This window comes from Mycobacterium interjectum (genome assembly GCF_900078675.2).
GTDB classification, from domain to species: domain Bacteria; phylum Actinomycetota; class Actinomycetes; order Mycobacteriales; family Mycobacteriaceae; genus Mycobacterium; species Mycobacterium interjectum.
Genome location: NZ_LT546237.1, coordinates 2502184 through 2526978, shown reverse-complemented (window position 1 = coordinate 2526978; position 24795 = coordinate 2502184). Strand labels below are relative to the sequence as shown.

Below are 24795 nucleotides of genomic sequence, written 5' to 3'. Positions count from 1 at the left end.
GCGTCGGCTCATCCCGTTCATCGGAATGTCGCCTGATCACTACCCGGATGGTCGCTGCCGGTTCACGATCGCTCTCTAATTTGCCAGTTGTCTATACAACTGCCTTTGGGAGTGTTGTGATCCAGTTGCACGACGTGGGCGTCCAGTACGGAGCGACTACAGCGCTGCACCCGCTGACCCTTGGTTTCGAGGCCGGTCGATTCACTGTTTTGTTGGGGCCGTCGGGAGCCGGCAAGTCGACGTTGCTGCGATGCATGAACCACCTGGTGGTTCCGACGAGCGGGTTTGTCGAGGTGGCCGGGGTTGGGCCACTGGCCGGCGGCGCGCGCCTCCGCGAGCACCGGCGGCGAACCGGGATGATTTTTCAGCAACATCAGTTGATCGGTCGATATACGGCGCTGCGGAACGCATTGCTCGGCACCGTCGGGTCCGCCGGCCTGGTCCGCGGTTTCTTGCCGCCGAGCCGAGCGCAGAAGCACTGCGCGCTGGCGGCTTTGGACCGGGTGGGATTGCTCGGCAAGGCAGTAGTGCGCGCGGACCGGCTCAGTGGCGGCGAGCAACAACGGGTCGGGATCGCCCGGGCGCTCACGCAGGAACCCGACATCGTCCTCGCCGATGAGCCGGTGGCCAGCCTCGATCCGGAAACTGCGATCGCCGTCCTGGGCCTTCTTCGGGAAATTTGCCGGCAGGACGGCATCACCGCCGTAGTCAGTCTCCATCAGGTCGAGCTCGCCCAGCGCTTCGCCGACCGGATCGTCGGACTCTGCGAAGGCCGTGTGGTGGTCGACGAATCACCCGGCCGCATCGGTCCTGCGGAGATCGCCCGCATCTACCGCCGCGACCGCGGCGGCCCAGCGTGCCCTACGACGGAGGAATCCTGATGAAGACTGTTCGCGTCATCGTGATCGCGTTGGTGGTTTTCCTGCTCGCCGCCTGCGGGGGCTCGCACGGGCAGACGACCGTCAACCCTGCCGTGCTGCGCGTCGCGCTGCTGCCCGACGAAAACGCCGCCACGGTGATCCAGAACAACCAACCGCTGAAGGACTACCTGCAGTCCAAACTCGGCAAACAGATCGAGCTGGTGGTCACCACGGACTACTCATCGATGATCGAGGCGATGCGGCGAGGCCGACTCGAGCTTGCCTATTTCGGCCCCTTGTCCTACGTGCTGGCGAGGTCGAAAGACCCCGACGTCGAGCCGTTCGCCGGGCTCGTGGAGAAGGCGGGCGAGCCGCCGGTCTACCACGCGCTGGTGATCGGCAACGTCAGCCAAAACATCGCGGCGATCGGTGACCTCAGGGGCAAGACCGTGGCCTACGGCGACCCCGCGAGCACATCGAGTCACCTGATTCCCAAATCGATGCTCGCCGATCAGGGCTTAACCGCGGGAAAGGACTATCAGCAGCAGTTTGTCGGCGCCCATGACGCTGTCGCCTTTGCCGTGCAGAACGGGAACGCGGCAGGAGGCGGGATCAGCAAACCGATTTTCGAAACGTTGGTGCAGAAGGGCACCATCGATCCGGCCAAGGTCCGCGTCCTCGCCGAGTCCAAGCCGTACCCGAACTATCCGTGGACCATGCGGAGCGACCTCGACTCGACGCTCAAGACATCCATCGTCAACGCGTTTTTGACCCTTCAGGATCCCGCGGTGCTCAAGCCGTTCAAAGCGGCCGGATTCGCGCCGGTGACCGACGCGGACTACGACGTCGTGCGCAAGCTGAGCTCGCAGCTGGGGCTCGATTTGTCCAGCCTGAGCCGGTGACGGTCATCACGCGAGGGACCCGGCACGGCCCCACGGACACGGGGGCAGAATGCAAGCCCGAATACGCGACGATCGTGCGCCTCGACGAGCGGCGGCGCATCCGCACCATCCTCGCGACCATCGCCGCCGCCGCGTTGGTGCTCGGCTGCTGTGCCTACGTCGGGCTCCTGGATGCACGACGCCTCGGCGAAGGGGCGCCCGCGTTGTTGTCGCTCCTCGGCGAGATGTGGCCCCCGAACTTCAGCCGGGCCGGTTCCTGGGTGTTGCCGCTGCTCGACACCCTGGCGATGAGCGTGGCCGGGACGGCCATCGCGATCGCGTTGTCCTTCCCGCTCGGGCTTGCTGCGGCGCGCAACACCACCCCGCACCCCGTCGTCTACCACCTGGCCCGGGCGATCCTGAACAGCTTTCGGGCGGTGCCCGAACTCATCATGGGCATCGTGTTCGTCGCGGCCGTGGGCTTCGGCGCGTTGCCGGGAGTACTGGCACTCGGATTGCATTCGGTGGGCATGGTGGGCAAGTTCTACGCCGAAGCCATCGAGCACGTCAGTCCCGCCCCGATCGAGGCCGCCCGCGCGGTTGGGGCTCGCCCCGTCCAGGTCATCGTGCACGGCGTGTTGCCCCAAGTCCTGCCCCAGCTGGCTGACGTATCAATATACCGCTGGGAGTACAACTTTCGGGCGTCGACAGTGCTTGGCATCGTCGGCGCGGGCGGCATCGGCTTTGAACTCATCGCGTCGTTGCGGACGCTGCAGTACCGGGAGGTGGCGGCGATCATGCTGATCATCTTGGCGACGGTGACCGTCGTCGACGCCGCCAGCGGCTGGCTGCGGCGGAGGTTCTCATGAATCCACAAGCGGGCGAGCCGTTTCGGGTCGTGATCACCCATCGGGTGCACGACGAGGTGCTTGACCTACTGGGGGCGTCATGCGAGGTGATCGCCAACCAGACACCAGGCAGCCTCACCCGCCGCGAGTTGCTCAGCCGATGCCGTGACGCGGATGCGTTGTTGGCGTTCATGCCCGACCACATCGATGAGGAGCTGCTGGGGCACAGCCCCCGGCTCAGGGTGGTCGCGGGAGCGTTCAAGGGCCACGACAACGTTGATGTCACGGCCTGCACCAGTCGCGGAATCTGGGTCAGTTACGTCGAGGACCTGCTGACCGACTCCACCGCCGAACTCGCGGTGGGGCTCCTGATCGCGCTGGACCGCCACATCCTCGCCGGCGACCGGCACGTCCGCCTGGGCCGGCACCGTGGTTGGCGGCCGGAGTTCTACGGCGGCGGGGGTGTTGCTCTTTCCCNGCGACCGGCACGTCCGCCTGGGCCGGCACCGTGGTTGGCGGCCGGAGTTCTACGGCGGCGGGCTGGCCGGCCGCCAGGTCGGGATCGTCGGAATGGGCGCGGTGGGGCGCGCGGTGGCCCGGCGGCTGCGAGCGTTCGACGCGAAGTTGCAATACACCGACCCCAAACCAGTGCCGGCCGCCGTCGCGGTGGAAGTGGGCGCGCGGCCGGTGACCCTCGAGGTACTTCTCGCGCAAAGCAGTGCGGTGGTGCTCACCGCGCCCCTGACCGCCCAGACTCGCGATCTGATCGGGCCGACGGCATTGCGGCTGCTTAGCGACGAAGCGCTGCTCGTCAACGTGGGCCGCGGCTCGGTCGTCGACGAGAACGCGGTCGCCGACATGCTCACGGGCGGTCGGCTGGGCGGCTACGCGGCCGACGTCTTCGCTTTCGAGGACTGGGCAAACGCGGGCCGGCCGCGCGAAATTCCGCCCGGCCTCCTCGCACACGACCGCACCGTGTTCACGCCGCATCTGGGTTCGGCCGTTCGTGACGTCCGTCGCCAGATCGAGCTGGCGGCCGCACAGAGCATCCTCGACGTTCGCATTGGCAAGGCCCCGTCCGCTGCGGTAAACACCATCGCAATGTCGGGGACCAACAATTGAGATTCACGACCTCCGGCCGGGACGGCCTCGCCGACGACACGTCCCGCGCAGGCAAACCCACTTACCTCGTGGTCGCCGACAAGCTTGCCGAACAAGTCGCTCGCTGGCCCTCGGGGACCCGTGTGCCCTCAGAACCGGAGCTGTCGGCCGCCGAGGGAATCAGCCGACTGACTGCCCGCGCTGCGGTGCAGGAGCTGGAGCGACGCCAGTTGGTACGTCGCCGCCGCGGCGCGGGAACTTTCGTCTCGAAAATGGTCGACTACAACATCACGGCGAACCTGGTCCCCAGCTGGAGCGCCAGCGTCCGCAGTCAAGGTGCGACGCCGCTTATCCGAACCGAATCCATCAACCCCGTACCCGCGACGCCGGAGGTGGCCGCCGCACTGGGTGCGAGGCCCGGATCCCGGGTGCTACTGGTCTCCCGACTGCGTTACGTCGATGGCGAACTGGCCGCGTGCGCCGACAGCTACCTGCCCGAGGATCTGGTGACCGGCCTCGCCGCACACCTGGCGCCCGACGGTTCACTTTTCGACGTGCTGGACAAACATTACGGACTGACGCCGGTCCGGGGCTGGACAAAGCTCGGACTGCAGGCGGCCCCCGACACGATTGCGCAAAGGTTGCAGCTGCGCGGCAAACCCCCGCTCATCGTGCTCGAGAGCCGCACCGACAGCCAAACCGTCCACCGCCCAATAGATCTGACTCACTCCTGGCTGCGACCGGAGGTCTTTCGTGTCACCGTGGAAATGGGCGCTCCCACGCCCGTCGTCCGCGATGGCTGAGACCACGCAAGGCCGCAACGCGCGCTGGGCGATCCGAGCGCGACGCCTGGTCGCCGACGGCCGCGAGCACCGCAATTGGTGGGTGACGGTCACCGGCGCGCACATCAGCTCGGTTGATTCGGCCCGCCCAACCGGCGTTCTCGCCATCGATTGTGCGCCAATCGATCTCATTCCCGGATGCGTGGACCTTCATGGCGACAGCTACGAAGCTCTGGCCCGTCAGTACGGGCCCATCGCAGGCGCGGCGCAGTTTAGCCGTCGCTGCCTAGAGGCCGGCATCACCACAGCGTTCGGCTGCGTGGCCGTCGAGCACAGCGCATACCCGCAACGGTCACCGGCCGCGGCCATCCCCGCACTGCTGGCGCTGCGCAAGCGCGTTGATGCGTGCCGATTGCGGACTCATTTGCGGGTAGACGTCACCGGCGATGGCGCGGAAGTCGCCGTAGAAGCGCTGCGCGCCGGTCTGGTCGACCTGGTGTCATTGATGGACCACACGCCGGGCCAAGGGCAATTCCGCACGGTCGAGTCATGGCGCCTGTACCGGCGCCGCCAGGGCGAAGACGAAGCCACGATCGACGATCGGCTCGCCCGCCTCCGTGCCGGCAGGCCGCGCGTCGACGACAACCGTTGCCGAGTGCTCGAGGCGGCCCGCCTCGAGCGAGTGACCGTCCTCAGTCACGACGATGACGGCCCCGTGTCGGTGGCCGCCAACCTGGCTCGGGGAGTCAACGGCATCGAGTTCCCCGTCCGCGCCTCGGCCGCAGCGGAGGCCCGGCGCCGCCGCGCGCGGGTGATCATGGGAGCCGGCAACGTGCTGGCCGGAGGCTCCCGATACGGCAACCTGTCGGTTCGCCAAGCCCTTGCGCTCGGCTCTCTCGACGCCCTTGTGTCCGATCACTCGCCGGAAGCGATGCTGCCCGCGGCCTACACGTTGGCCGACGGCGGCCTCACATGGAAAGACGCGGTGCGTCTTGTCAGCTCGGCACCTGCCGCCGTCGCGGGACTCACCGACAGGGGGCGCATCGCGGCAGGACAGATCGCCGACATGATTGCCGTTCGATATGCCGCTGGTAACCCGTCGATCGAGCGACGCTGGCTCGCGGGGCATCCGACTGCATGACCGCCTCGGCGGGGCCGCACTACTCTAAGGTGTTCTCGGGATCGCCGCTGACGACCGGCATTTGGACCAGCGACAAGACATGATGGGCCGGGCTGCCGGGCGGGGCCACCAGCACGAAGGCGCCACCCTGCGTCTGCGCCCGGTCGCGGGCGGCGGCCAGCGCGCTGACGCCCGCCGATCCGAGGTGGGTGACTCCGCTCAGGTCGATCGTCAAAGACCCTATGCCGGAGCGGCTTTCGACCGCGATCTGGCGGTCCAGCGTGGACGCGGTGGTGGTGTCGACGTCGCCGCTGACGACGATGCGGCCGGCGGCGTGGACTAGGGAGACGAATTCGGAGTCGACGTCTCGGCGGCGTGAGCGGCTGACGGTCGTGTCAGTGATGAAGTTGGCCCGTCGCGAAAGCGGGTGTGTCAGGCTGGCCGTCGTGCCGCCGTCGTCGTGCGTGATCTGCGCCTGCGACACCAGGGCCTCGGCCATCGCGAGTCCGCGCCCGCGACCCCCTGCGCCTTCGCGGTGGTCCTTCCACTGTCCATGATCGATCACGGAGGCGTGCAGGTTTCCGTCACCGGCCAGCGCGGCTTGGACGACGACGCCGTCGGGAACTTCGGTTGTGTACCCGTGTTCGACCGCGTTTTCGACGAATTCGGAGACCGCGTGCACAACGTCACAGATGTCGTCGGCGTCGGCCCCGATCTCCGAGAGCCAGTCACGAAGCCGCGTGCGGACCGCGCGCGCCGCATGGATCGTCGCGTCCACCGTGATGCGCAGCGGTGGCGGAGGCGTGCGCCGTTGCGCCGCGAGCAGGGTGACGTCGTCCTGATAGCCCGTCTCTCGCAGCAGCAATTCCAGTGTCTCCGAACAAAGCCGGTCGATCGGACGCCCCGGCGCGTTGATGACGAAGCCGCCGCTGCCGCTGGCGATGTTCGCGGCCAGTTCGGCGAATTCCGCGGTGCTGGAGCCCAGCGGCCGGCCCGGCCGTTCGATCAGGCCATCGGAATACAGCAGGACCGAGTCGCCCACCTCCAGCACCTCGGAGCGCACCGGAAATCCGGTGCCGCTGCCCAGGGGCCCCGCGCCCGAGGGTTCCGCGAACCGCGATTTTGCGCCGGCGCTCACCAGTAGCGGTGGCGGGTGTCCCGCTGTGCAGTACTGGAATTCGCCCGTCGCAGGGTCGAGCGAACCGACGCACAGCGTGGCCGACTTGGAACCCGGCACGTGCTCGCGGAAGCGATCGAGCTCTTCGAGCGCCTCAACAATGCTGTGCCCCAGTGAAATCTGCATGCGCAGGGCCGTGCGCAATTGCGACATCACCGCCGCCGCCTCGACGCCATGGCCGACCACGTCGCCGACGACGAGGACCAGCCGGTCCCCGAGGGCTATCGCGTCGAACCAGTCCCCACCGGCGGCGGTGTCCTGGGCGGCGACGAGGTATTCGGCCGCGATGTCGGCGCCCGGAACGACGGGCACCGACGGGGCCAGCAGCGCCTGCTGCATGACGATGGCCGAATCGCGCACGCTGCGGTAGCGCTCGGAGAGGTCCTCTATGCGCGCCTCGGCGGCCAGTCGCGCCCGCACCCGCTCGGTGACGTCGTCGAAGATGATCTGCACGCCCTCGACCGACCCGTCGTCCCCGCGGCGCGGTGTGACCACGAAGTCGAAGTACCGTTCCTGGATGCCCGATCCGTCATAGTCGGCTTGCAGCCGCCACTCTCTCCCGGATTGCGGTTCGCCCGTTTCGTACACCCGGTCGAACATCTGGTAGATCTGCTGGCTCTCCAACTCGGGGAAGACCTCGACCGCAAGCTTTCCAACCGGGTTGCCCCTCGGATTGAATGCGCGGTAGGCGGCGTTGACCGCCACGAACCGGTGGTCGGGCCCCTTCAGGCCTACCAGCATCGCGGGGACGTTCTCGAAGACGCGGCGAACATCGTCGGCCGCACCGACCGTCTTGTCCCACTCCTTTTCGGCGACCAATTGGCCGTCCCTTCCACCGAACCCCGCTACGCAGTCACATAACCAGGCCGAATGCATGGCGTTTGCACACGTAGTTGTCCAGATTAGCAACGACAGTCGGGTGCGTGGGGGACCAGTTCGTTTAAGCGCCTATATTATCCGTTGTAGAAATAGTTGCATAGGTGTAGTATCCTACTGAATTGCTGGTCTGATGAGGGGTTGTTGCGCTTGTGACAGCGCCAAACCGGGGCTTCGTGTCACGTGGTCGCCAGCGCTGAACGGACGGATCGCCCGCGACCGGCCACCGGGATCGTGGCCGGTCGGTTCCGGCGGGAATCGCCGCGTCCCGTCCACGACCACCGGCGCTCGTCACGATCGCTGAGCGCGCCCATCGCGCTGTAGTGCGCCACGCGTGGCGGCCGACCGGCAAGTGCGGTGCCCCATCGGACGCTGGGTCGTAGACGTCTTTGTCGTCGTAGACGTTGCCCGTGTCGTCTCGCTGGCCGAGCTCCTCGAGCCTTTCATCTGCTCGGTGATAAGCGCGAGGTCCTTCGATCTCGACCGTCGCCCGATGCTCCGGTGCCGTGCTCATCGCTCCTCCGCTTTCTCAAGCTCAGTTCTCGTCGCGCTCCTAATCTTTCGTCGTTGACACCCCGCGACGGTCCGAACACAGGCGCGCAAGCGTCAGCGTTTCAACAGGTTTCAGTACGCAAGCTTCCAGAATATGTGGCGCGTATTCGGGAAGACGCGCGTAGAGAGGAAAAGACGGAGAGCCCTGAACTTGTGGTGACAAGATCGCATGGGGCGGCTCGCCGGACCGCGTTCGCGCCGCGGTCTAGGTAGGAGGTGTTGCGTGCTAATGGATTTCGGCCTACTGCCGCCGGAGGTCAACTCGACCCGGATGTACACCGGCCCCGGATCGGGGCCGATGCTTGCCGCGGCGGCGGCCTGGGATGACTTGGCGGCGCAGTTGCACTCCACGGCGGCGTCCTACTCCTCGGTGATCTCGGGCCTGACGGTGGACTGGCGAGGCCCGGCTTCGGCGACCATGGCGGCCGCGGCCGCGCCCTACACGTCGTGGATCAGCGCCACGGCCGGGCAGGCCGAGGAGGCCGCTACTCAAGCCAGGGTGGCGGCCCTCGCCTTCGAGACCGCGTACGCCACGACGGTGCCACCGGCGGTGGTGGCAGCCAACCGTGCGCGGTTGATGGCGCTGGTCGCGACGAATTTGCTCGGTCAAAACACCCCGGCAATCATGGAGACCCAGTCCGAGTACATCGAGATGTGGGCCCAGGACGTGGCAGCGATGTACGGCTACGCCGGCTCCTCGGCGACCGCCTCGCAGGTCACGCCGTTCAACCCTCCGCCGCGGACCACCAACCCGGCTGGCTCTGCCGGACAAGCCGCCGCGATCGCGCAGGCCGTCGGGGGGGCCGCAGGGCAAACACAAACGCTGCCGCAGTTGATGTCGGCGGTGCCTTCCTCCCTGCAAAGCCTGGCGGCACCGGCGTCCTCGGCCGCCCCGGCGGCCGCCGCGGACCCGTCGGCCCCAGCCTCGCTGGCGTCATCCGTCAATACCATCATCAGCTCGATAACGGGGCCGTCGTCGCCGTTGTCGCTCTTCACAATTCCGGGCGTGCCGTACCTGCTGGGCGTCCAGAGCTACCTGCTGCCCCAAAACGCAGTGAACATCGCCAACGCCGCGAGCAAGGCGGCGGCCGCGTCGGCGAGCAGCGCCGGCCTGGCGAACGTGGGTTCGGAGACGGGTGGGCTGGGTTCCACCGTATCGGCGGGGGTTGGCCGCGCGGGCCTCGTGGGTGGTTTATCCGTGCCCCAGGGCTGGACCACCGCCGCCCCGGCTGTCAAGCCAGTCGCGGCGGTGTTGATGGACAGCGGGCCGGGTGGGGGCCCTGCTGCGGTCGCGGCGCAGGGCGAGGGCCCCTTGTTCAGCAACATGGCCCTGTCCAGCCTGGCCGGACGGGCGATGGTTGGCACCGGTGGCGCCGCCCCACGGTCGGCGGGCACGGCCGGGGGAGCGGTTGCTGCCGGTGAGGCCGGCGGCGCTGTCAACATCTTCCTGGTACCCACGGGTGCACAATGACCGTCGTTGCGCGCGAAACGATTTCGAAGAAGAGCGCGGCGGATGCCGTGTCGAGGGCGGTCCGCGCTCGGTTCGCGGCCGCACACGACAAGTTTGTGAAAAGCCTCCTGGCTGAGGCCCAATCGCGTGTGTTCGCCGGCTCCGGGGACACCGCTGGTACCACCTGAAGGACGGTGCGATGTATTTCGGTTTGTTCCCGCCGGAAATCAACTCCGGCCGGATGTATGCCGGTCCGGGATCGGGACCGATGTTGACCGCCGCGGCGGCCTGGGACGATCTGGCGGCTCAGTTGCAGACGACGGCGGCCTCCTATTCGTCGGTGATCTCCGGGCTCACGACGACGTGGCGGGGTCCGTCCTCGGTGGCGATGGCGGCCGCGGCCGCACCCTACGTCGCGTGGATGAGCGCCACCGCTGCGCAAGCCGAACAGACCGCCATGCAGGCCCGGACGGCCGCAGCGGCATATGAGACGGCATTCGCGGCGACGGTACCGCCGCCGGTGATCGCGGCCAATCGCAGCCAGCTCGCATCGTTGGTGGCGACCAACCTCTTCGGGCAGAACACCCCGGCGATAGCGGCCAATGAGGCCCAGTACAGCCAGATGTGGGCCCAAGACGCCGGCGCGATGAACAACTACGCCGGCCAGTCGGCGGCCGCCGCGACCGTGACGCCGTTCGCCGCGCCGGCCGCGACCACGAATCCGGGTGGGCTGCTCGGCCAACTCGCGACGATCGCGAACACCTACATCACTCAGGTGGTCAGCACCACCCAAGCCCAGATCTCTAACTTTTTTGCGGCGATACCCACAGCGCTGCAGAGCTTTTCGACGATCGCTACGGGGCCGAATCCGCTTTCCGGTCTGCTGACGGCCGCCCAGGATTTCGCCGGAATGCAAAGCATCAACTCCCTCACCGGCGATCTCGAGACGATCCCGAAAGTCATTTTGCCCGCTAATGACGTGATGATCACCACCATCATGAGCCTGGTGTTCGGGACGAAGTATCTGAACGGCTTGGCGAGCGCGGGTGCCGGGGCCGCAGCGGCGGGAGGCGGAGCGGCTTCCCACCTTGTCGGCAGCGCGGGACTGGGCGAGGGTGGTTCCGCGGTATCGGCGGATGTCGGCGGGGCCGGACTGGTGGGCGGGATGTCGGTCCCTCCGAGCTGGGCCACGGCCACCCCGGCGATCAGAACGGTTGCCTCTGTGTTGTCCCATGCCGGACAGGACGCGATACCGGCGGGCGCGGTCAGCGACGGAACCCTGCTCAGCGGGATGGCGGTGGCGGCTATGGCTGGAAGCGCGCTGGGCGCGGCGGCGCCGAGCGCTCTGCGCGGTGCCGGGGCCAAGCTCACCTCATCGTCGCTGAAGAATTCCTCGGCCAAAGACGGCGAGTCGCCAGAGACGCTCCAGCGTCTGGTCGCCGAAATGGCAGAGAAACCCGACAACGTGCAGCACTGGCACACCGATCTGGGACAGCTGGAGAGCCTTTTCGCAAAGTTGAAGACCAAGCCGGGCATTCACGCGGTGCACCTGTCCGACGACGATTTCAACAAGATAGCGCAGAGCCAGTCACTGGGCTGATGCCGGCGCCATGACACAGTGTGTCCGGAAAGAACCGCAGTGCAATCGATTGTGGCAAAGCGGCGAATGCAACTAAGGACCCCGATGAACGGTTGCCCACAGTTTTCGTGGGTACCTCTGGTGTCGCGTAGCGAAGCAGAACACATGAGGAGGGTCCAATGAGCAATCCGAGTGCGATCATCCAAGAACTGCACGAGACCTTCCAAAAGGATCGGGGACTCGTTGATCTCGTCGAGCGTTCCTTGATCAGGGCCCGCGAATCGGCCCAGGCCGAGTTGAGACCCGAATTGTTCGAGGCCCTGGAGTGGCCGACCGACGTCGATCAGTACCAGGACTACCTAAGGCGTTTCGTCAGATGGCTCCCCCGCCAGTCGGAGGCGAAAGCATGGCAGCACCTGGAACCGGACGAAAGGCAGGCCAAGGAGGTCGATGACCGGATCGCACACTTTTTCTTCCTCGTCGATCAGGAGGTCGACGGTGGTGCGCCCCAGAACTCCGAGACATTCCGCGGTTGGATGACGGATTTCGCGCGCCAGTGGGGCAGCTTTCTGGACACACCGGACTCGTTCAGCCAGGAGACGCTGCAGTCCTTCATCGATGACGCACCCGAGTATCGGGTGCACGAGTCGCTGATCGACGGGGAGCCGAACATGCCGAGCGGTTGGTTGACCTTCAATCAGTTTTTCGGCCGTCGATTGAACGGCGGGCTACGCCCGATCGCCGAACCGACAAGCAATCTCGTGGTGACCTCGCCTGCCGACTGCGTTTTTCAGCACGCATACGAGATCGACGGCGACTCCAACGTCCCGCCCGTGACCGTCAAGTCGGTCAACACCTTTGGCAATGTCAAGCAGCTCATCGAGGGCAGCGCGTACAGCGAGAGCTTCGCCGGCGGCACGTTCGTCCACTACATGCTGAAACCGTCGTCGTATCACCGTTATCACCTGCCCGTGTCGGGCCTAGTCAAGGAGTCCTTCACCATCAGCGGGCAGGTTTTCATGCAGGTGTCGATCGATGGTCACGAGTTCAAGTCCAGCGACAGCGCGACCACCGGTTACGAGTTCTTCCAAAATCGGGGGGTGGTCACCATCGACACGGCGGCTTCCGATTCTGACGACATCGGGGTCGTCGCGGTCATCCCGGTGGGGATGGCGCACGTGTCGTCGGTGATGCTCACCGCGGTCGAAGGCAAGCACATGGCAAAGGGCGAAGAGTTCGGCTATTTCCAGTTCGGCGGCTCGGACATCATCATCCTTTTCCAGGAGGGTGCCGACCCACGGATCGACACCAGCGAGCACTACCGGTTCTTCGGCACGCCCGTGGCCCGCGCAAGCTCACAACGTATTGCAAGATAAATCACAGCGAATCGTTCGGTGAGCGACCGTTTGTGGCGGTCTTGCGCGGGCACGCGATCGGCCATGATGCGCTCACACGACATCGTTGACTGGAACCCGGAAGACACCAAAGCTTGGGAGTCGAGCAACAGGGCAGTCGCCCAGCGGAACATGATCTGGTCAATCGCGACCGACCACGTCGCATTCGGGGTCTGGTCGCTGTGGTCGGTGTTGGTGCTTTTCATGCCCGAATCGGTTTACGGCTTTTCGGCGAGCGACAAGTTCCTGCTGGTGGCGGTCAACACGTTGGTTGGTGCTGTCATGCGCATTCCCTACACGGCGGCGATAGGCATCTTCGGCGGTCGCAATTTCACGGTGGCTTCGACCGCGGTGCTGTTGATCCCCACCGGCGGCACGATCGTCCTGCTGGCGAATCCCGGCCTGCCCCTGTGGCCATATCTGGTGTGTGCGGCGCTGACCGGGCTGGGCGGCGGAAACTTCTCCGCGTCGATGACCAATGTGAATGCCTTTTACCCGCAGCGGCTCAAGGGCTGGGCCCTGGGCCTCAATGCCGGCGGCGGCAACATCGGCGTGCCGGTGATCCAACTGGTCGGCCTGCTGGTGATCGCGGTCGCAGGCCACCGGCAGCCGTACTGGGTGTCCGGGCTTTATCTGGTGCTGCTGACGATCACCAGCATCGGTGCCTTCGTGTACATGGACAACATCAAGGAGTACCGAGTCAATTTCGCCGCCATGCGGAAAATGATCGGGCAGTGGGACTCCTGGCTGCTCTCGCTACTGTATGTCGGCACCTTCGGTTCGTTCATCGGGTTCGCGTTCGCGCTGAGCCAGGTGCTGCACATCAAATTCACCGAAGCCGGGCAAAGTTCGGCGCAGGCATCGCTGCACGCCGCCCAAATCGCCTTCGTGGGGCCTCTTTTGGGCTCGCTAGCCCGCATTTACGGCGGTAAACTGGCCGACCGCGTCGGCGGTGGCCGAGTGACGCTCGCCGTCTTCGGCGGCATGGTCGTCGCTGCCGGATTGCTCGTTTTCGCGAGCACGCTCGAGGACAACAACGGCGGCCACTTCACCACCACGTCGATCGTCACCTACATCGTCGGTTTCGTCTTGTTGTTTCTCTTCTCCGGCGCGGGCAACGGATCGATCTACAAGATGATCCCGTCGGTGTTCGAGGCACGCAGCCACTCGCTGGATCTCAGCGACGAGGATCGCATGCATTGGTCGAAAAACGTTGGGGGAGCGATGGTCGGGTTTGCCGACTCGATCGGCGCCTTTGGGGGCTTCGCCATCGACATCGCGCTGCGGCAGTCGTATCTGATGGTTCGCACGGAGACGCCCACATTGTGGATCTTGCTGGGGTGTTACATCGGCTTCGCCGTTCTGACCTGGGCCGTCTATGTGCGTCAGCCGGTCACGGCACGCGGATAGGATTGCGACCAAGACCAAGGAGAGCAGCGCGGCGAAACCGGGGTGATCACGATGAACGGCCTTTTACTGGAGTTAGTCGACGGGTGGCGGCCGGCGCTCTATGCCGCCGTCAAGGCCCTCGCGTTGTTCATCACCGCCGCAACGGCTTTCCGGCTCACGCTGCGGCGCACCATCGCCGAATTCACGCCATTCGACTGGATCACCGCCGTTGCGGTCGGCGCCATCGTCGGCCGCACCGCCACGGCCGCCGACACGTCGTGGCTTACCGGAGCGGCCGCACTGTTGGCGTTGATCGCCGCGCACGACATCGTCGCGCGCCTGCGGTTCATCCCGTGGGTGCGCCGACTCGTTGACCCGCCGGTACGAGTGCTCGTCCGCGACGGCGAACTCGATGTAACGAACTTGAGACGTTGCAGACTGACGCACGAGGACCTCGCCGCGATCCTCCGCCAGCACGGTTACCAAACACCCCGCGATGTTCGCCTCGCGCTCTTCGAGACCAAAGGTGTGGTCTCGGTGTTCGCCAATCCCGCCCAGGGCGGGCCGGCATCCTAGGTTCCAGACCCGATCTCTCGTCCAACCTTGACCTTTTTGCTCGGGGCCATTCTGTCCCCGACGGATCCGGTGTTCGCGGCGGCTATCGTGGGGCGCTGCGATATCCCGGACCCGTTGCGCCGCCTGCTCAATGTGCAATCCGGCTTGAACGACGGGCTGGCGTTGCCCTTCGTCGTGATGTTCCTGGCCACCGCGCAGGGCGCCGGGTTCGATGTTTTGCATGTCGGGATGGAATTCGTTGCTGGGGCTGGCCTTCGGCGTCGGGGTGGCCGTCGCCGTGGCATTGGCTTGGCGGGCCAAGATATTGACCACCGAGCCGCACCTGCAGCCCCTCGGTCCGCTCGCGATCGCGGTGCTGGTCTACGCGTGCTGCCACCTTACGCACGCCAACCCGTACCTCGCGGCCTTTGCCGCCGGGTCGACGCTGGGCACCCTCGACCGCGTCGCCGCCGAGCAGTTTCAAAGTTTCGGTGATCTGCTTTCGGAAGTCACCAAGTTCGCCGCGCTTCTGGTTTTCGGTGCGTTGATCACACCGGCTCGCCTGACCGGATTGACTTGGCGTGACTGGGCTTTGGCGATTCTCGTGATTGCCCTCATCCGGCCGGCCGCGCTATTGCTGTCGCTGCTGTGTACGCGCCTGCTTATGCGCCAGCGGATGACGGCGGCGTGGTTCGGTCCGAAAGGCTTCGCCTCGGTGGTCTACGGTCTCTTGGTTCTGCAGGCGGAATAAGCGACAGCGAGCTGGTTTTCAACATCGTCGCGGTGACCACCGCGCTGTCGATCGTGCTGCACTCATCGACCGACGCGCCCATAGCGAAGGTTTTGCGCGTCGAACCACCGGACGACCTGCCGGGTCGCGGTGCCGAGCAGGGGGCCGAGGAAAGCGCCGGCTCCTAGCTGCGAGGCGACCCGGGCGTCGGGTCAGGCTGAGACCGGCTTCTTCGCGGGCTCGGAAACCTTCATCAGCTTCATCAGGTTGCCCCCCATGATCTTGGCGACGTCCTCCTCGCTGAAGTCGGTGAGCTCGTCGACGAAGGAGATGGGGTCCTTCAGGCCCTCGGGGTGCGGCCAGTCCGAACCGAAGAGCACCCGGTCGGTGCCCACCATCTTGACGATCTCGGTGAACCGGTCCTCCCAGAACGGGGTGATGTAGACGCAGCGCTTGAACGCCTCGATCGGGTCCTCGCTGAACGGCTGGGGCATCTTCTTGTAGACGCCCTTGAGCCCCTTGAACAGGTCGGGCACCCAGTCGGCGCCGTTCTCGATCGACAGGATCCGCAGCTCGGGGTTGCGGGACAGCGCGCCGTGGCACACCAGCGCGCCCATCGCGTCCAGGATTGGCCGATGGCCCATCGCGAAGCTGCGGAAGGCGGTCGGCTTGAACGGCAGGAACTCGTCGCCGGGCTCCCACACGTTCGCGAATTCCGAGTAACCGCTGTCCGAGGCGTGCATCGACACCGGCAGCTCGGCCTTGATGCAGGCCTGCCAGAACGGGTCGAACTCCTCGAGGCCGAACGAGCGGCTGCCCTTGAAGCCGGGCACCGGCGCCGGGCGGACCAACACGGTACGGGCACCGCGCTGCAGAACCCACTCGAGTTCTTCGAGCGCACGCTCGACGATCGGCAGGGTGATCACCGGGGTGGCGAAGATGCGGTCCTTGTAGTTGAACGACCACTGCTCATACATCCATTCGTTGAGCGCGTGGATGACGTCGTGGGTCATCTCCGGGTCGTCCTTCATCCGTTCTTCGACCAGGCTGGCCAGGGTGGGGAACATCAGGGCGTAGTCGATGCCGAGCTCGTCCATGACCTCCAGCCGCGCGCCCGGTTCGCGGAAGGCGGGAATGGCCTTCATGGGCTCGCCGAGGATCTCGCGGTAGCTCTTGCCCTGGGCCCCGTTCCGGAAGTAGTCCTCCTGCGCCCCGGGCCGCGCGACCACCTCGAACGTGGGGTTGGGGATGTATTCGCTGATGTGGCCGCGCACCACGATCTTGGTGCGGCCCCGCACCTGCACGTAGTCGATGACGCGCTTGCGGTTCTCCGGCAGGTACTTGGTCAGCGCCTCCTGCGGCTCGTACATGTGGTTGTCGGCGTCGAAGACGGGGAAGGAAAGTTCGCGAGACGGCATGGCGATCTCCTTGGGACAAGTTTTGGGTTCTCGGTAGGTGGTAATGACGTTACCACCTTTGCGCGGCGGGGTGTAGGGGACCTAATCGTCGGACGGGAGGCCGGCCGTCGGCGTCGGTCCGTTGATGATCGCGAAGTTCACCGTCGCGGTCGCGGCGAGCTCGTCGCCGTCGCCGTAGATGTCGACCTGCATGACCATCGCCCGGCGGCCGGATCGGAGCATCCGCGGCACCGCGCGCGCGGCGCCCTGCTTGATGGGCCGCAGGTAGCGGACGAAGAGGTCGGCGGTCGTCATGGTGGTGCCGGGCTGCAGGTATTCCAGTCCGAACTGTCCCCCCGCCACGTCGACGAGCGTGGCGATCAGCCCGCCCTGCAGGGCGCCGGAAGTGTTGGTGACGTGGGGGCTCACGGGCATGGTCATCGCGAATTCGCCATTGTGGATGCCCGGTCGCATCCCGATTTGGGCGAACAGCTCGCCCAGCGAGGGCGTCGGCGACTCGTCGGTTTCGCGGATGCCGAGCGCGCGGCTGCAAAAGTCGTACAGCTGGCCGACGTCGATCGGTGTGCTGATCAATTCCGCGCCGAGCCAATGCAATCGCTGCGCGCCCATGATCGTCTGCATGACGATCGCCGCCGCGGCCCCGACGTCGAGTCCCGGGTTGAAGACGCCCTCGGTGATGCCCTGCCCGATGATGTCGCGAATCAGTTGGTGCATGGGGGAGAGCACTCGGGCGTATTCGCGGGGGCGCGTCTCGGCCAGATGCTGGTTGTACAGGCTCAACGCCCTGTTCAGGCTGTCCTGCGTGCTCGATTCCGGTTGTTGGCTGATGCGGTCGATCACCAGCTTCAGCGCGGCGGTGCTGTCGAGCCCGTTGGTCTCGGCGCGCCAGGCCCGCGCTGATTGCGCGATGGTCCGGTCGAACAGCGCCAGCAGCAGCTCGTCCTTGCTCCCGAAATGCTGGTAGAAGGCCCGCAGCGAGGTCTTGGAGCGCGCGACGACCTCCTGGACCGTGAAGTCGGTGCGCCCGGTTTCGCCCAGGATCGCGACGGCTGTCTTGATGAAGCGGTCGCCGCGCGTCACTTCCGCTTCCTCGGTCGGTTCAGCCATGAGAATGAGGTTACCGCGCGCGGCGCGATATGCGTGAGGCCACAACGCCGTGGCTCCGACGCGAAAACCCGCATTTGCATCGGACCGCGACAGCCGGCCAATTACCGTCGCAAGCCGTGAACACTAGTGCTGGCCCGATTGAGGTCTGGGTGCGCCAGGACGACGACGAGATCATTTGCATGGTCGTCAGCGACGACGAAAGCACCTACGAACTGGACGTGGATGCGCTGTCGATGCGCGGCGCGCAGCGCGAGATGACCGGCTACTTCGTCGACCAAAGCTACGAGCCCGCGGACGAGTGGCACGTCGAGGTTGATGGCGTCGACGGCCCCGTGGAGACGGTGCGCAGGTTCAGACCGACGGGGTCTCAGGGTCAGGGCTATGACGACGGCGACGCGGTCGACGCACTCGATGCCGCTGGCGAGTTGCTGTCCTAACACGGGCTCCGCTCAGAACGGCGGTGGCTCATCGTCTCCGGTGGGTGGAGGCAGGGCGAAGTAGTCGCCGGGTGTGGGTTTTCGGGCGAGCCTGGCTTGGCGGTTGTGGCGGCGTTCGGTGGCGATGCGGTAGGCGCGGTCTTGGGCGCGGGCGCGACGGCGCCTGGGCATCATCGCGGTGCGCTCTGCGCAGTACTCGGGGGTCGGGTCGGCCTCGGCGGCTGGGCACCCGCCGACCCAGCGACACAGGCTGGGGAACAGCAGCGCGCTGCCAGGGGTGGTCACGTAGGTGTGCCCGGCCGGTGACGTCAGGATCAGCGTCCCGTCAGCCAACTGTTGTTCCGCCCAGCTCATAAACGTTTTGATCAAGTGGTGAGTTCGGCAGTAGCACTTGAGGTTTGACGCGTGGGTCGGCCCGCCCTGGTCGTAGGGGACGGTGTGGTCGATGTCGCACTGCACCGCGGGACAATCACAGCCGGGCCAGCGACACGTCAGATCGCGGCAGCGCACGAAATCCGCCAGAGCTTTGGAGGGCACGTAGCCGTTCTCGGGTGGGGCGTCGCCGGGGTGGATCAGCGGCATGAGTTTGGCCGAGGCGGCCAGTTCGGCGACCAGTTCGGGTGGGATGAGCCCGTCGGCGCCCAGCTCCGAGCCCGGCACCGTGCCGATGCCGTCCAGGGTGGCTTGCTCGGCGATCACATGAATCACCACCGGCGACGCGGGCGGGCGCGTCCCGGCCGCGCAATCCGGGCGCGCGCAGCGACAACCCAGCCGGTCCGCGCCGGCCNCCGAGCAGGCTGCCGCTCAACTCGGCCAGCCCCTCGAAGGCCTCGCCGATCCAGACGTTCCGATCGGTTTGGCGTTCTTTGCGCCGGCGCACCGCATCGGCATCGGCCTTGGCCACGATCTTGTCCACCTGGGCGGCCAGCCGACCCCGGCTCATCGACGGCCAGCGCGCCACATTCGCGGCCAGAGTGGCATCGACGCCGGCCAGGATGTCGGGGTCGGTGATCAAATCGGTGCGAAACACTAGCGTCTGAAACATCCGGAAATCGATGTCTCCGGCCTGAAACACTTGCCCGACCCCAGGCAGACGTTCACGCAGCGCCCGCGCGTAGTGCAGCCGGCTGGCCGCCAGGCCCTGGCTGATCCGCAAGGCCGCGGCGATCTCGCCGGCCACCGCCTCCATGGTGTCGATGGCCCAGTCCTCGGTCTCGCTGCAGCGCGACAACCGATACCGAAACAACTCATGCGTCGCGACCAGCTGTGCGGCGGCCGCCCGGTTCTCCGCCCGCGCGGCCGCGCCGATCCGCTCCACGATCACCGCCGACTCTGGCGTCTTCGACGCGCAGCGACGCTCGACCATGTCGTCAAACCGGGCGGTCACCTCGGCACGAGCGGATTCATCGAACATGTGTTCGAGTATACCACGGGGGTCCGACCAGACCGTTGCCGGTGGTCAACCACAGATACCGCAAAACGTGCGAGACGTGTTGCAACAGATCGACGCTGGAAAATGGCCCGGGTCAGCCAACGCGCCAGGCACTAAGGGCGGAAGCAAGTTCGAAAATCGGGAAGGTCGCCTGCCGCCAACGGACTCATCTGGCACGCCCATTACCTATCAAGAGTGGGACGTCAATCCAAAGGTGCCGGAACCGAGACCCCAGCGCATCGTCACCGGTTCTGACGGATCGGCGGATCATTCGGCGGGTTCGCTAACCATGACAGAGACCGTGAACTTAGAACAATTCATATCTCACGCCGCTGCACACGGGGCTTGCGTTGGCATCCTTGGTGAGACGACAGTGCCGTTAGCGCCCCCTAAGGGATTCGAGCTTCGCAAAATCGAGGGCTCACATACCAAGACTCGCGATGCGCTTTACGACGCATTCGCCGAGGCATGGCACTTCCCGCCGTGGTTCGGGCGCAACATGGATGCCTTCGATGACGTCATGCGCGACTTGGACAACATCGTGACCACAGCTACTGGAAGGCCTCAGGCTTCCGGCTACCTCACATTGATAACCAATGCGCATCTCATTCTCGCCGAGCAGCCCGACCTCTTCTCGTGGTTTGCCAACACCGTGCCCTTCTATAGGGATTACTACCGTGACGAACTCAGCCCACCAGCCGCCTTCGGCCTGTTGCTCTCCGCTCCCGCCGCCCACGCCGACGATGTTCGCGAGCGCTGGCAATCCGTCGGTGTCCAAGTCGCACAAGTGAACGTGTCCGCCTGATTCAGGACGAACAGGTCGACGTGCGCAGGAGCGGCCGACCAGTCGTTAGCCCCCACGCGCCTCGATAAGCGCCGAGCGATTGACCTTCGTGGCAGCGGTGCGCGGGATCGCGTCGACGAACTCGACGGTCTTGGGCGCCTTGTAGTGCGCGAGGCGGCTTTTCGCGTATTCGATCACCTGCTCTTCGCTCAACGAAGCGCCGTCGGCGGGCTGGACCACCGCATGAACGCGGCGGCCCCACTGCGCGTCGGTGAGCCCGATGACCACGACGTCGGCGATGCCGGGGTGGTCCGCCAGCGCCGACTCCACTTCCGCTGGAAAGACATTGGCGCCGCCGGTCACGATCATGTCGACGCGCCGGTCGACGATGTAGAGGTAGCCGTCCTCGTCGAGGTAGCCGATGTCGCCGGCGGAACGGAAGCCGTCCTCGGTCGACGGCAGCGGTGGTGCCCCACCCAGGTAGCGCGATCCCGCGGCCATCGGCGCACGCAGGTAGATCTCGCCGTATTCGCCCGGCCCCAGGGGCGTCCGCCCGGCGTCCAGGATCCGGATCTCCGTGTCCCGGAAACCGCGGCCAACACTACCCGGATGGGCGAGCCACTCGTCGCCGCGCAACGCGGTCAGCCCGAGGTTCTCGGTCATGCCATACGCGGACACGATCTGCTCGGGGCTCAGCAGCTCGAACCAGGCGCGCATGAGCGAGGGCGGCATCACCGCGGCCCCCTGCAGGATGAAGACGACGCTGGACAGGTCGCGTCGGCGGATGTCGGGCCGCGCCGCGATGCGCGCCAGCATCGTGGGCGTGGCCGTGAAGTTGGTGATTCGGAAGCGTTCGATGACGTCCAAAACCAATGCCGCGTCGAACTTTTCGAGTACCACCAGGTGGTCACCGGCCAGCAGGAAGAAGAAGGTCGCAAAGCCATTGGTGTGGTACATGGGTGCGGGCACCATGATGGTCTGCGGCTGGGCGACCGGTGTCCAGTTCGACAAGAACGGCTCGCCGTGTTGGGGCGTCCACACCGACGGCGCCAGGCTGAGGATCACCTTGGGGACGCCGGTCGACCCGCTGCTGCAGATGCCGTTCGCGTGCGGGGAGACGGCCGCCGGCAGCGGGCCGGTGGACTCACCGGCCGCGCGCGCCTCCAGCTCCCACCGGGTTTTTTCGTCGACGACGACGGCGGGGGCGATCACGTCGCGCACCCGGTCGCGCTCCCAGTCGGGCAGGTCCCAGTGCATGGGAACGGGAACCGCGCCGATCTTCCAGCATCCCAGCGCGGCGAGCACCAGATGCACGGAGTTCGGGATCGCCAGGGCCACAAGGGAACCCGGACCGGCACCGCTGGCGGCCAGCGCCCGCCCCCACTGGTTGGCGCGGGCGTCGAGCTCGCCGAACGTCAGCGACTGCGCGGCGCCGTCGAGCGCGACGACCGTCACCGCGGGAGCGTCGTGCCGTTCTTCGGCGAGCTGCTGCAGTTTGGTTCCGAACGGGATCCCGTCTTCGAGCGGGTTGGGAGCCACGCCCGATTCAACAGGCTCGGTTGTCATGCGGGAACCGGCCCGCTGAACAGCGTCTCCAGCTGGCCGTCGCGGACGTCGGGGATCAGGCGCAGGGCGAGCGCCTCGGCACTGAGCGGCAAGCGGATCAGCGGCTGGGTGTGCCGGTCGAGCACGCTGACGTCGGACTCGTCGCAGAATCCCAGGGCGCCGAGCAGCTGGTGAGAGGTGCGCAGCACCTGCCGTGCGGTGTCGGCGGCCTTGTACCTGAGCAGCAGCGCGTCGGCCGAATGCACCTGCACCGGCAGCGATTCCGGCCGGGAGATGGTGTACTTCGCGAGCTCGTACAGGCCACGCACGCCGACGGCGGCGTCCGCGACCGCGAACCTGACGGCCTGGAAGTCCGCCAGTGGCTTGCCGAACTGAACCCGGGCGCGCACGTGGTCGGTGACGATGTGCAGCGACTGCTGCAGGGCTCCTAGAATCCGCCATGATCCCAGCACGAGATGAAGGTTAACGTCGCGTGCCGGAACGGTTCCGTCGGGTGCGCCCAGTGTGGCCGGCACCAGAAACGGCCCCAGCTTGGCATTGGTGCGCGACGCCGCCCGCGGGTGGTAGCGGTGGCCGTCCAGGTCGGCCGCCACCCAGTCGCCCGGCAGGTCGCCATGGTCGATGCGCGGCGCCTCGGGATTGATCAGGGCCAGTCGCGCGCCGTCGATCGCCAGCAGTTCTTCGACTACGGGATAGGGCAGAGCGGTCGCGCCGGCGGCCTGGCAGAGCACCGCGGCGGCCAGCAGGTCGTCGTTGGTCGACCGGACGTCGAGCTCGAAAGCGCCGACATCACTCAGGGCCGCGCGCGCCGCGTCCCTGACGGCGTCGTCGGACTCGGCGCGCAGCGCCGCCGGGGGACCGCCCAACCGGGTGAGCCGCTTTACGGCGACGGCGGCGAAGTCGCTGATATCCTGCGGCAGTTCGGTTTTCACCTGTGTTCTCCCAGAACGTCGCGAGCCACCAGCATTCGCTGCACCTCGATAGTGCCCGATGCCACGGTGGCGGCCTGTGCGTAGCGCCAGTGGTCCTCGATGGCCCCGTGCAGGGGCGCCGATGTGCCGCTGTCGAGCGCGGCGGGGCCCAGCACGTCGAACAGCAGCTCGGCGACCAGCTGATCGCAGGTGGTGGTGGCGATGCGGGCGGCACTGGCCGCCGCCCCCGCCGACGGGTCGTCCTGCAGCGAGATGGCCCGGTATGCCAGCAGCCTGGCCACCCGGAGGTCGGCGAGCGCCCGCACCCAGCGGGCGCGAATGGACTCGGGCAGCGAGTCCCAGTCCTCGCCGAGCTGCCGGCGCATCCGGTCCAGCAGCGACTCGCACCGCGCGTAGCGCGCGATGCCGACCCGCTCGAAGGCCAGCGCCTCCCGCATCACCCGCCACCCGTCGCCGACCTCGCCGAGGACGTCGCCGGGGAAGGCCTGCACGTCGTCGAGGAACATCTCGTTGAGGTGATGGGGTCCCAGCATCGACCCGATGGGCCGCACGGTGAAGCCCGGCCGGTCCATCGGGATCAGAAACAGGGTGAGCCGGTTAGGTTTTGGCGCTTCCGGATCGGTGCACGCGGCCAGCACGCACCAGGAGGCCATCAGCGCGTACGACGTCCACACCTTCTGGCCGGTGATGCGCCAGCCGTCGCCGTCGCGCACCGCGCGGGTGCGCAGCGAGGCGAGATCCGTCCCGGCCTCCGGCTCGGAAAAGCCCTGGCACCAGATGACATCCCCGGAGGCGATGGCCGCCAGGTGCTTGGCCTTCTGTTCGGTTGTGCCGTAACGCATCAGCGCGGGGCCGACCCAGTTGATCCCCATGTACTGCGGACCGCGGGGCTCGTGCTGCGCCCACATCTCCTCGCGCAACACGGTCTGCTGCCAGACGGAACCGCCGCCGCCCCCATGCTCTTTCGGCCACGCCAGCGCCAGCAGGCCCTCCGAGGCCAGCAGCTTGCAGAACGTCTCGGTGGTGGCCAGGTCTTGCGGGTTTTCCGTACAGGCGCCGAGGAAGTCGGCGGGGATGTGGTTGGACACCAACTCGCGCAGATGCTTTCGCAGTTCGGCGGCGTCCTCGCCGAGGTCATAATCCATCGTCGTCATCCCTTCGGCAGCCCGAGCAGCCGCTCGGCGATGATGTTGCGCTGAACCTCCGACGTTCCGCCGTAAATGGTTGCGGCAAGCGCGTCCTGACGTTCGAACAGCAAATCCGGATCGCTCACCCCATCCACGCCCTTCGCGACGGCGGCCAGTTCCCAAACCCGTTGCAAGGTGACCGATCCGAGCAGCTTGAGAATGTCGGCCTCCGGACTCGCCCGTCCCGCCAGCTCGTTGCCCAGCGCGCGGTACCCCGTGGCCCGCAGCGCCTCGGCGTCGGCGAGGAGCGAGCCGAGCTCGGCGCAGATGTCGTCGGTCGGCCGGGCGCCACGCACCGCGTCGAGCCCGCGTTTGATCTCGACCCAGTTCATGATCCAGATCATCTGGCGTTCGTGGTGCAGCGACGACAGCGCCACGTTCCAGCCGCGATGCAGCGGCCCGAGCAGGTTTTCCGCCGGCACCTCGACGTCGTCGAGGAAGACCTCGCAGAACGTCTCGTCGGAGATCGACGCCATCCGGATGGGCTCGATCCTGACCCCGGGCGCCTGCAGGTCGAGGATCAGGCAGGAGATGCCGCGATGCTTCGGCGCCTCCGGATCGGTCCGCGCATACAGGGTGCACCACCGCGACAGGTGGGCCTGCGTGGTCCATATCTTGTGCCCGTTCACGCGGAAGAC

Annotated in this window: 21 protein-coding genes and 3 pseudogenes; 16 read left to right on the top strand and 8 right to left on the bottom strand. The window is 66.5% G+C overall.

Annotated features, from left to right (window positions below; translation table 11 throughout):
- Nucleotides 1-47: 47 nt before the first annotated feature.
- The 7 genes and pseudogenes from BN4348_RS46460 to BN4348_RS46435 all read left to right on the top strand — a co-directional run bounded on the left by BN4348_RS46460 (nt 48) and on the right by BN4348_RS46435 (nt 5613).
- Nucleotides 48-881: a phosphonate ABC transporter ATP-binding protein gene (locus BN4348_RS46460; RefSeq protein ID WP_211145739.1), complete on the top strand. Its 834-nt coding sequence runs from the start codon at nt 48-50 to the stop codon at nt 879-881.
- Nucleotides 881-1762: a phosphate/phosphite/phosphonate ABC transporter substrate-binding protein gene (gene phnD, locus BN4348_RS46455; RefSeq protein WP_066914607.1), complete on the top strand. Its 882-nt coding sequence runs from the start codon at nt 881-883 to the stop codon at nt 1760-1762. The genes BN4348_RS46460 and phnD overlap by 1 nt, the downstream gene beginning before the upstream one ends.
- The gene (gene phnE, locus BN4348_RS46450) at nt 1759-2610 is read left to right on the top strand and encodes a phosphonate ABC transporter, permease protein PhnE (RefSeq protein ID WP_235852766.1); all 852 of its coding nucleotides are present in this window, start codon (nt 1759-1761) and stop codon (nt 2608-2610) included. Before phnD ends, phnE begins: the two co-directional genes overlap by 4 nt.
- Nucleotides 2607-3041, top strand: a pseudogene (locus BN4348_RS63140) (hydroxyacid dehydrogenase); the annotation flags it as partial. The gene phnE and the pseudogene BN4348_RS63140, both read left to right, overlap by 4 nt.
- Nucleotides 3019-3711: an NAD(P)-dependent oxidoreductase gene (locus BN4348_RS63135; RefSeq protein ID WP_328589017.1), complete on the top strand. Its 693-nt coding sequence runs from the start codon at nt 3019-3021 to the stop codon at nt 3709-3711. The pseudogene BN4348_RS63140 and the gene BN4348_RS63135, both read left to right, overlap by 23 nt.
- Nucleotides 3708-4493 carry a GntR family transcriptional regulator gene (locus BN4348_RS46440; RefSeq protein WP_066914447.1) on the top strand — a complete coding sequence of 262 codons (786 nt, stop codon included), beginning with the start codon at nt 3708-3710 and terminating at the stop codon, nt 4491-4493. Before BN4348_RS63135 ends, BN4348_RS46440 begins: the two co-directional genes overlap by 4 nt.
- Before the next feature lie 82 nt (nt 4494-4575).
- Entirely contained in the window at nt 4576-5613 is a 1038-nt protein-coding gene (locus BN4348_RS46435; RefSeq protein ID WP_160040491.1) for an amidohydrolase family protein, read from the top strand.
- A 19-nt stretch (nt 5614-5632) separates the two neighbouring features.
- On the opposite strand, the gene BN4348_RS46430 is transcribed toward BN4348_RS46435, so the two are convergent.
- The gene (locus tag BN4348_RS46430) at nt 5633-7588 is read right to left on the bottom strand and encodes a SpoIIE family protein phosphatase (protein ID WP_066914443.1); all 1956 of its coding nucleotides are present in this window, start codon (nt 7586-7588) and stop codon (nt 5633-5635) included.
- Nucleotides 7589-8426: 838 nt separating this feature from the next.
- Here BN4348_RS46430 and BN4348_RS46420 point away from each other — a divergent pair.
- From BN4348_RS46420 to BN4348_RS62190, 7 genes and pseudogenes are all read left to right on the top strand, one after another.
- Nucleotides 8427-9668, top strand: coding sequence for a PPE family protein (locus BN4348_RS46420; protein ID WP_066914439.1), 1242 nt, complete (start codon nt 8427-8429; stop codon nt 9666-9668).
- Between the two features lie 178 nt (nt 9669-9846).
- On the top strand, nt 9847-11247 hold the full coding sequence (locus tag BN4348_RS62530; protein ID WP_066914438.1) for a PPE family protein: 1401 nt from the start codon (nt 9847-9849) through the stop codon (nt 11245-11247).
- A gap of 158 nt (nt 11248-11405) precedes the next feature.
- Nucleotides 11406-12602, top strand: coding sequence for a phosphatidylserine decarboxylase (locus BN4348_RS46410; RefSeq protein WP_066914437.1), 1197 nt, complete (start codon nt 11406-11408; stop codon nt 12600-12602).
- A gap of 63 nt (nt 12603-12665) precedes the next feature.
- Nucleotides 12666-14030, top strand: coding sequence for a nitrate/nitrite transporter (locus BN4348_RS46405; RefSeq protein WP_066914433.1), 1365 nt, complete (start codon nt 12666-12668; stop codon nt 14028-14030).
- A gap of 51 nt (nt 14031-14081) precedes the next feature.
- Complete coding sequence (locus BN4348_RS46400) at nt 14082-14585, top strand: DUF421 domain-containing protein (RefSeq protein WP_066914605.1); 504 nt, start codon at nt 14082-14084, stop codon at nt 14583-14585.
- Between the two features lie 69 nt (nt 14586-14654).
- Nucleotides 14655-15315, top strand: a pseudogene (locus BN4348_RS46395) (cation:proton antiporter domain-containing protein).
- A 32-nt stretch (nt 15316-15347) separates the two neighbouring features.
- A complete protein-coding gene (locus BN4348_RS62190) occupies nt 15348-15482 on the top strand; it encodes a hypothetical protein (protein WP_264033746.1) in 135 nt (44 codons plus the stop codon).
- Between the two features lie 24 nt (nt 15483-15506).
- Here the strand turns inward: BN4348_RS62190 and BN4348_RS46390 are convergent, their stop codons facing one another.
- Complete coding sequence (locus BN4348_RS46390) at nt 15507-16712, bottom strand: amidohydrolase family protein (protein WP_066914432.1); 1206 nt, start codon at nt 16710-16712, stop codon at nt 15507-15509.
- Nucleotides 16713-16793: 81 nt separating this feature from the next.
- Nucleotides 16794-17819, bottom strand: a complete 1026-nt coding sequence (locus tag BN4348_RS46385) for a hotdog fold thioesterase (RefSeq protein WP_066914430.1) — start codon at nt 17817-17819, stop codon at nt 16794-16796.
- Nucleotides 17820-17935: 116 nt separating this feature from the next.
- Here BN4348_RS46385 and BN4348_RS46380 point away from each other — a divergent pair, with 116 nt between their 5' ends.
- Nucleotides 17936-18256 (top strand): hypothetical protein, encoded by a 321-nt coding sequence (locus tag BN4348_RS46380; RefSeq protein WP_142308724.1) that lies wholly within the window; start codon nt 17936-17938, stop codon nt 18254-18256.
- A 12-nt stretch (nt 18257-18268) separates the two neighbouring features.
- On the opposite strand, the pseudogene BN4348_RS46375 reads toward BN4348_RS46380, so the two are convergent.
- Nucleotides 18269-19670, bottom strand: a pseudogene (locus BN4348_RS46375) (HNH endonuclease signature motif containing protein).
- Here BN4348_RS46375 and BN4348_RS62870 point away from each other — a divergent pair.
- Nucleotides 19621-20493, top strand: coding sequence for a barstar family protein (locus tag BN4348_RS62870; RefSeq protein ID WP_084454266.1), 873 nt, complete (start codon nt 19621-19623; stop codon nt 20491-20493). The pseudogene BN4348_RS46375 and the gene BN4348_RS62870 sit on opposite strands and share 50 nt — an antisense overlap.
- A gap of 45 nt (nt 20494-20538) precedes the next feature.
- Here BN4348_RS62870 and BN4348_RS46360 read toward each other — a convergent pair whose 3' ends face one another.
- From BN4348_RS46360 to BN4348_RS46345, 4 genes are all read right to left on the bottom strand, one after another.
- Nucleotides 20539-22038 (bottom strand): class I adenylate-forming enzyme family protein, encoded by a 1500-nt coding sequence (locus BN4348_RS46360; RefSeq protein ID WP_066914424.1) that lies wholly within the window; start codon nt 22036-22038, stop codon nt 20539-20541.
- Nucleotides 22035-22970, bottom strand: coding sequence for an acyl-CoA dehydrogenase family protein (locus BN4348_RS46355; RefSeq protein WP_066914422.1), 936 nt, complete (start codon nt 22968-22970; stop codon nt 22035-22037). Before BN4348_RS46355 ends, BN4348_RS46360 begins: the two co-directional genes overlap by 4 nt.
- Nucleotides 22967-24124, bottom strand: a complete 1158-nt coding sequence (locus BN4348_RS46350) for an acyl-CoA dehydrogenase family protein (RefSeq protein WP_211145738.1) — start codon at nt 24122-24124, stop codon at nt 22967-22969. The genes BN4348_RS46355 and BN4348_RS46350 overlap by 4 nt, the downstream gene beginning before the upstream one ends.
- Nucleotides 24121-24795: acyl-CoA dehydrogenase family protein (locus BN4348_RS46345; RefSeq protein WP_211145737.1), on the bottom strand; the 675-nt coding region annotated here is incomplete at its 5' end. The genes BN4348_RS46350 and BN4348_RS46345, both read right to left, overlap by 4 nt.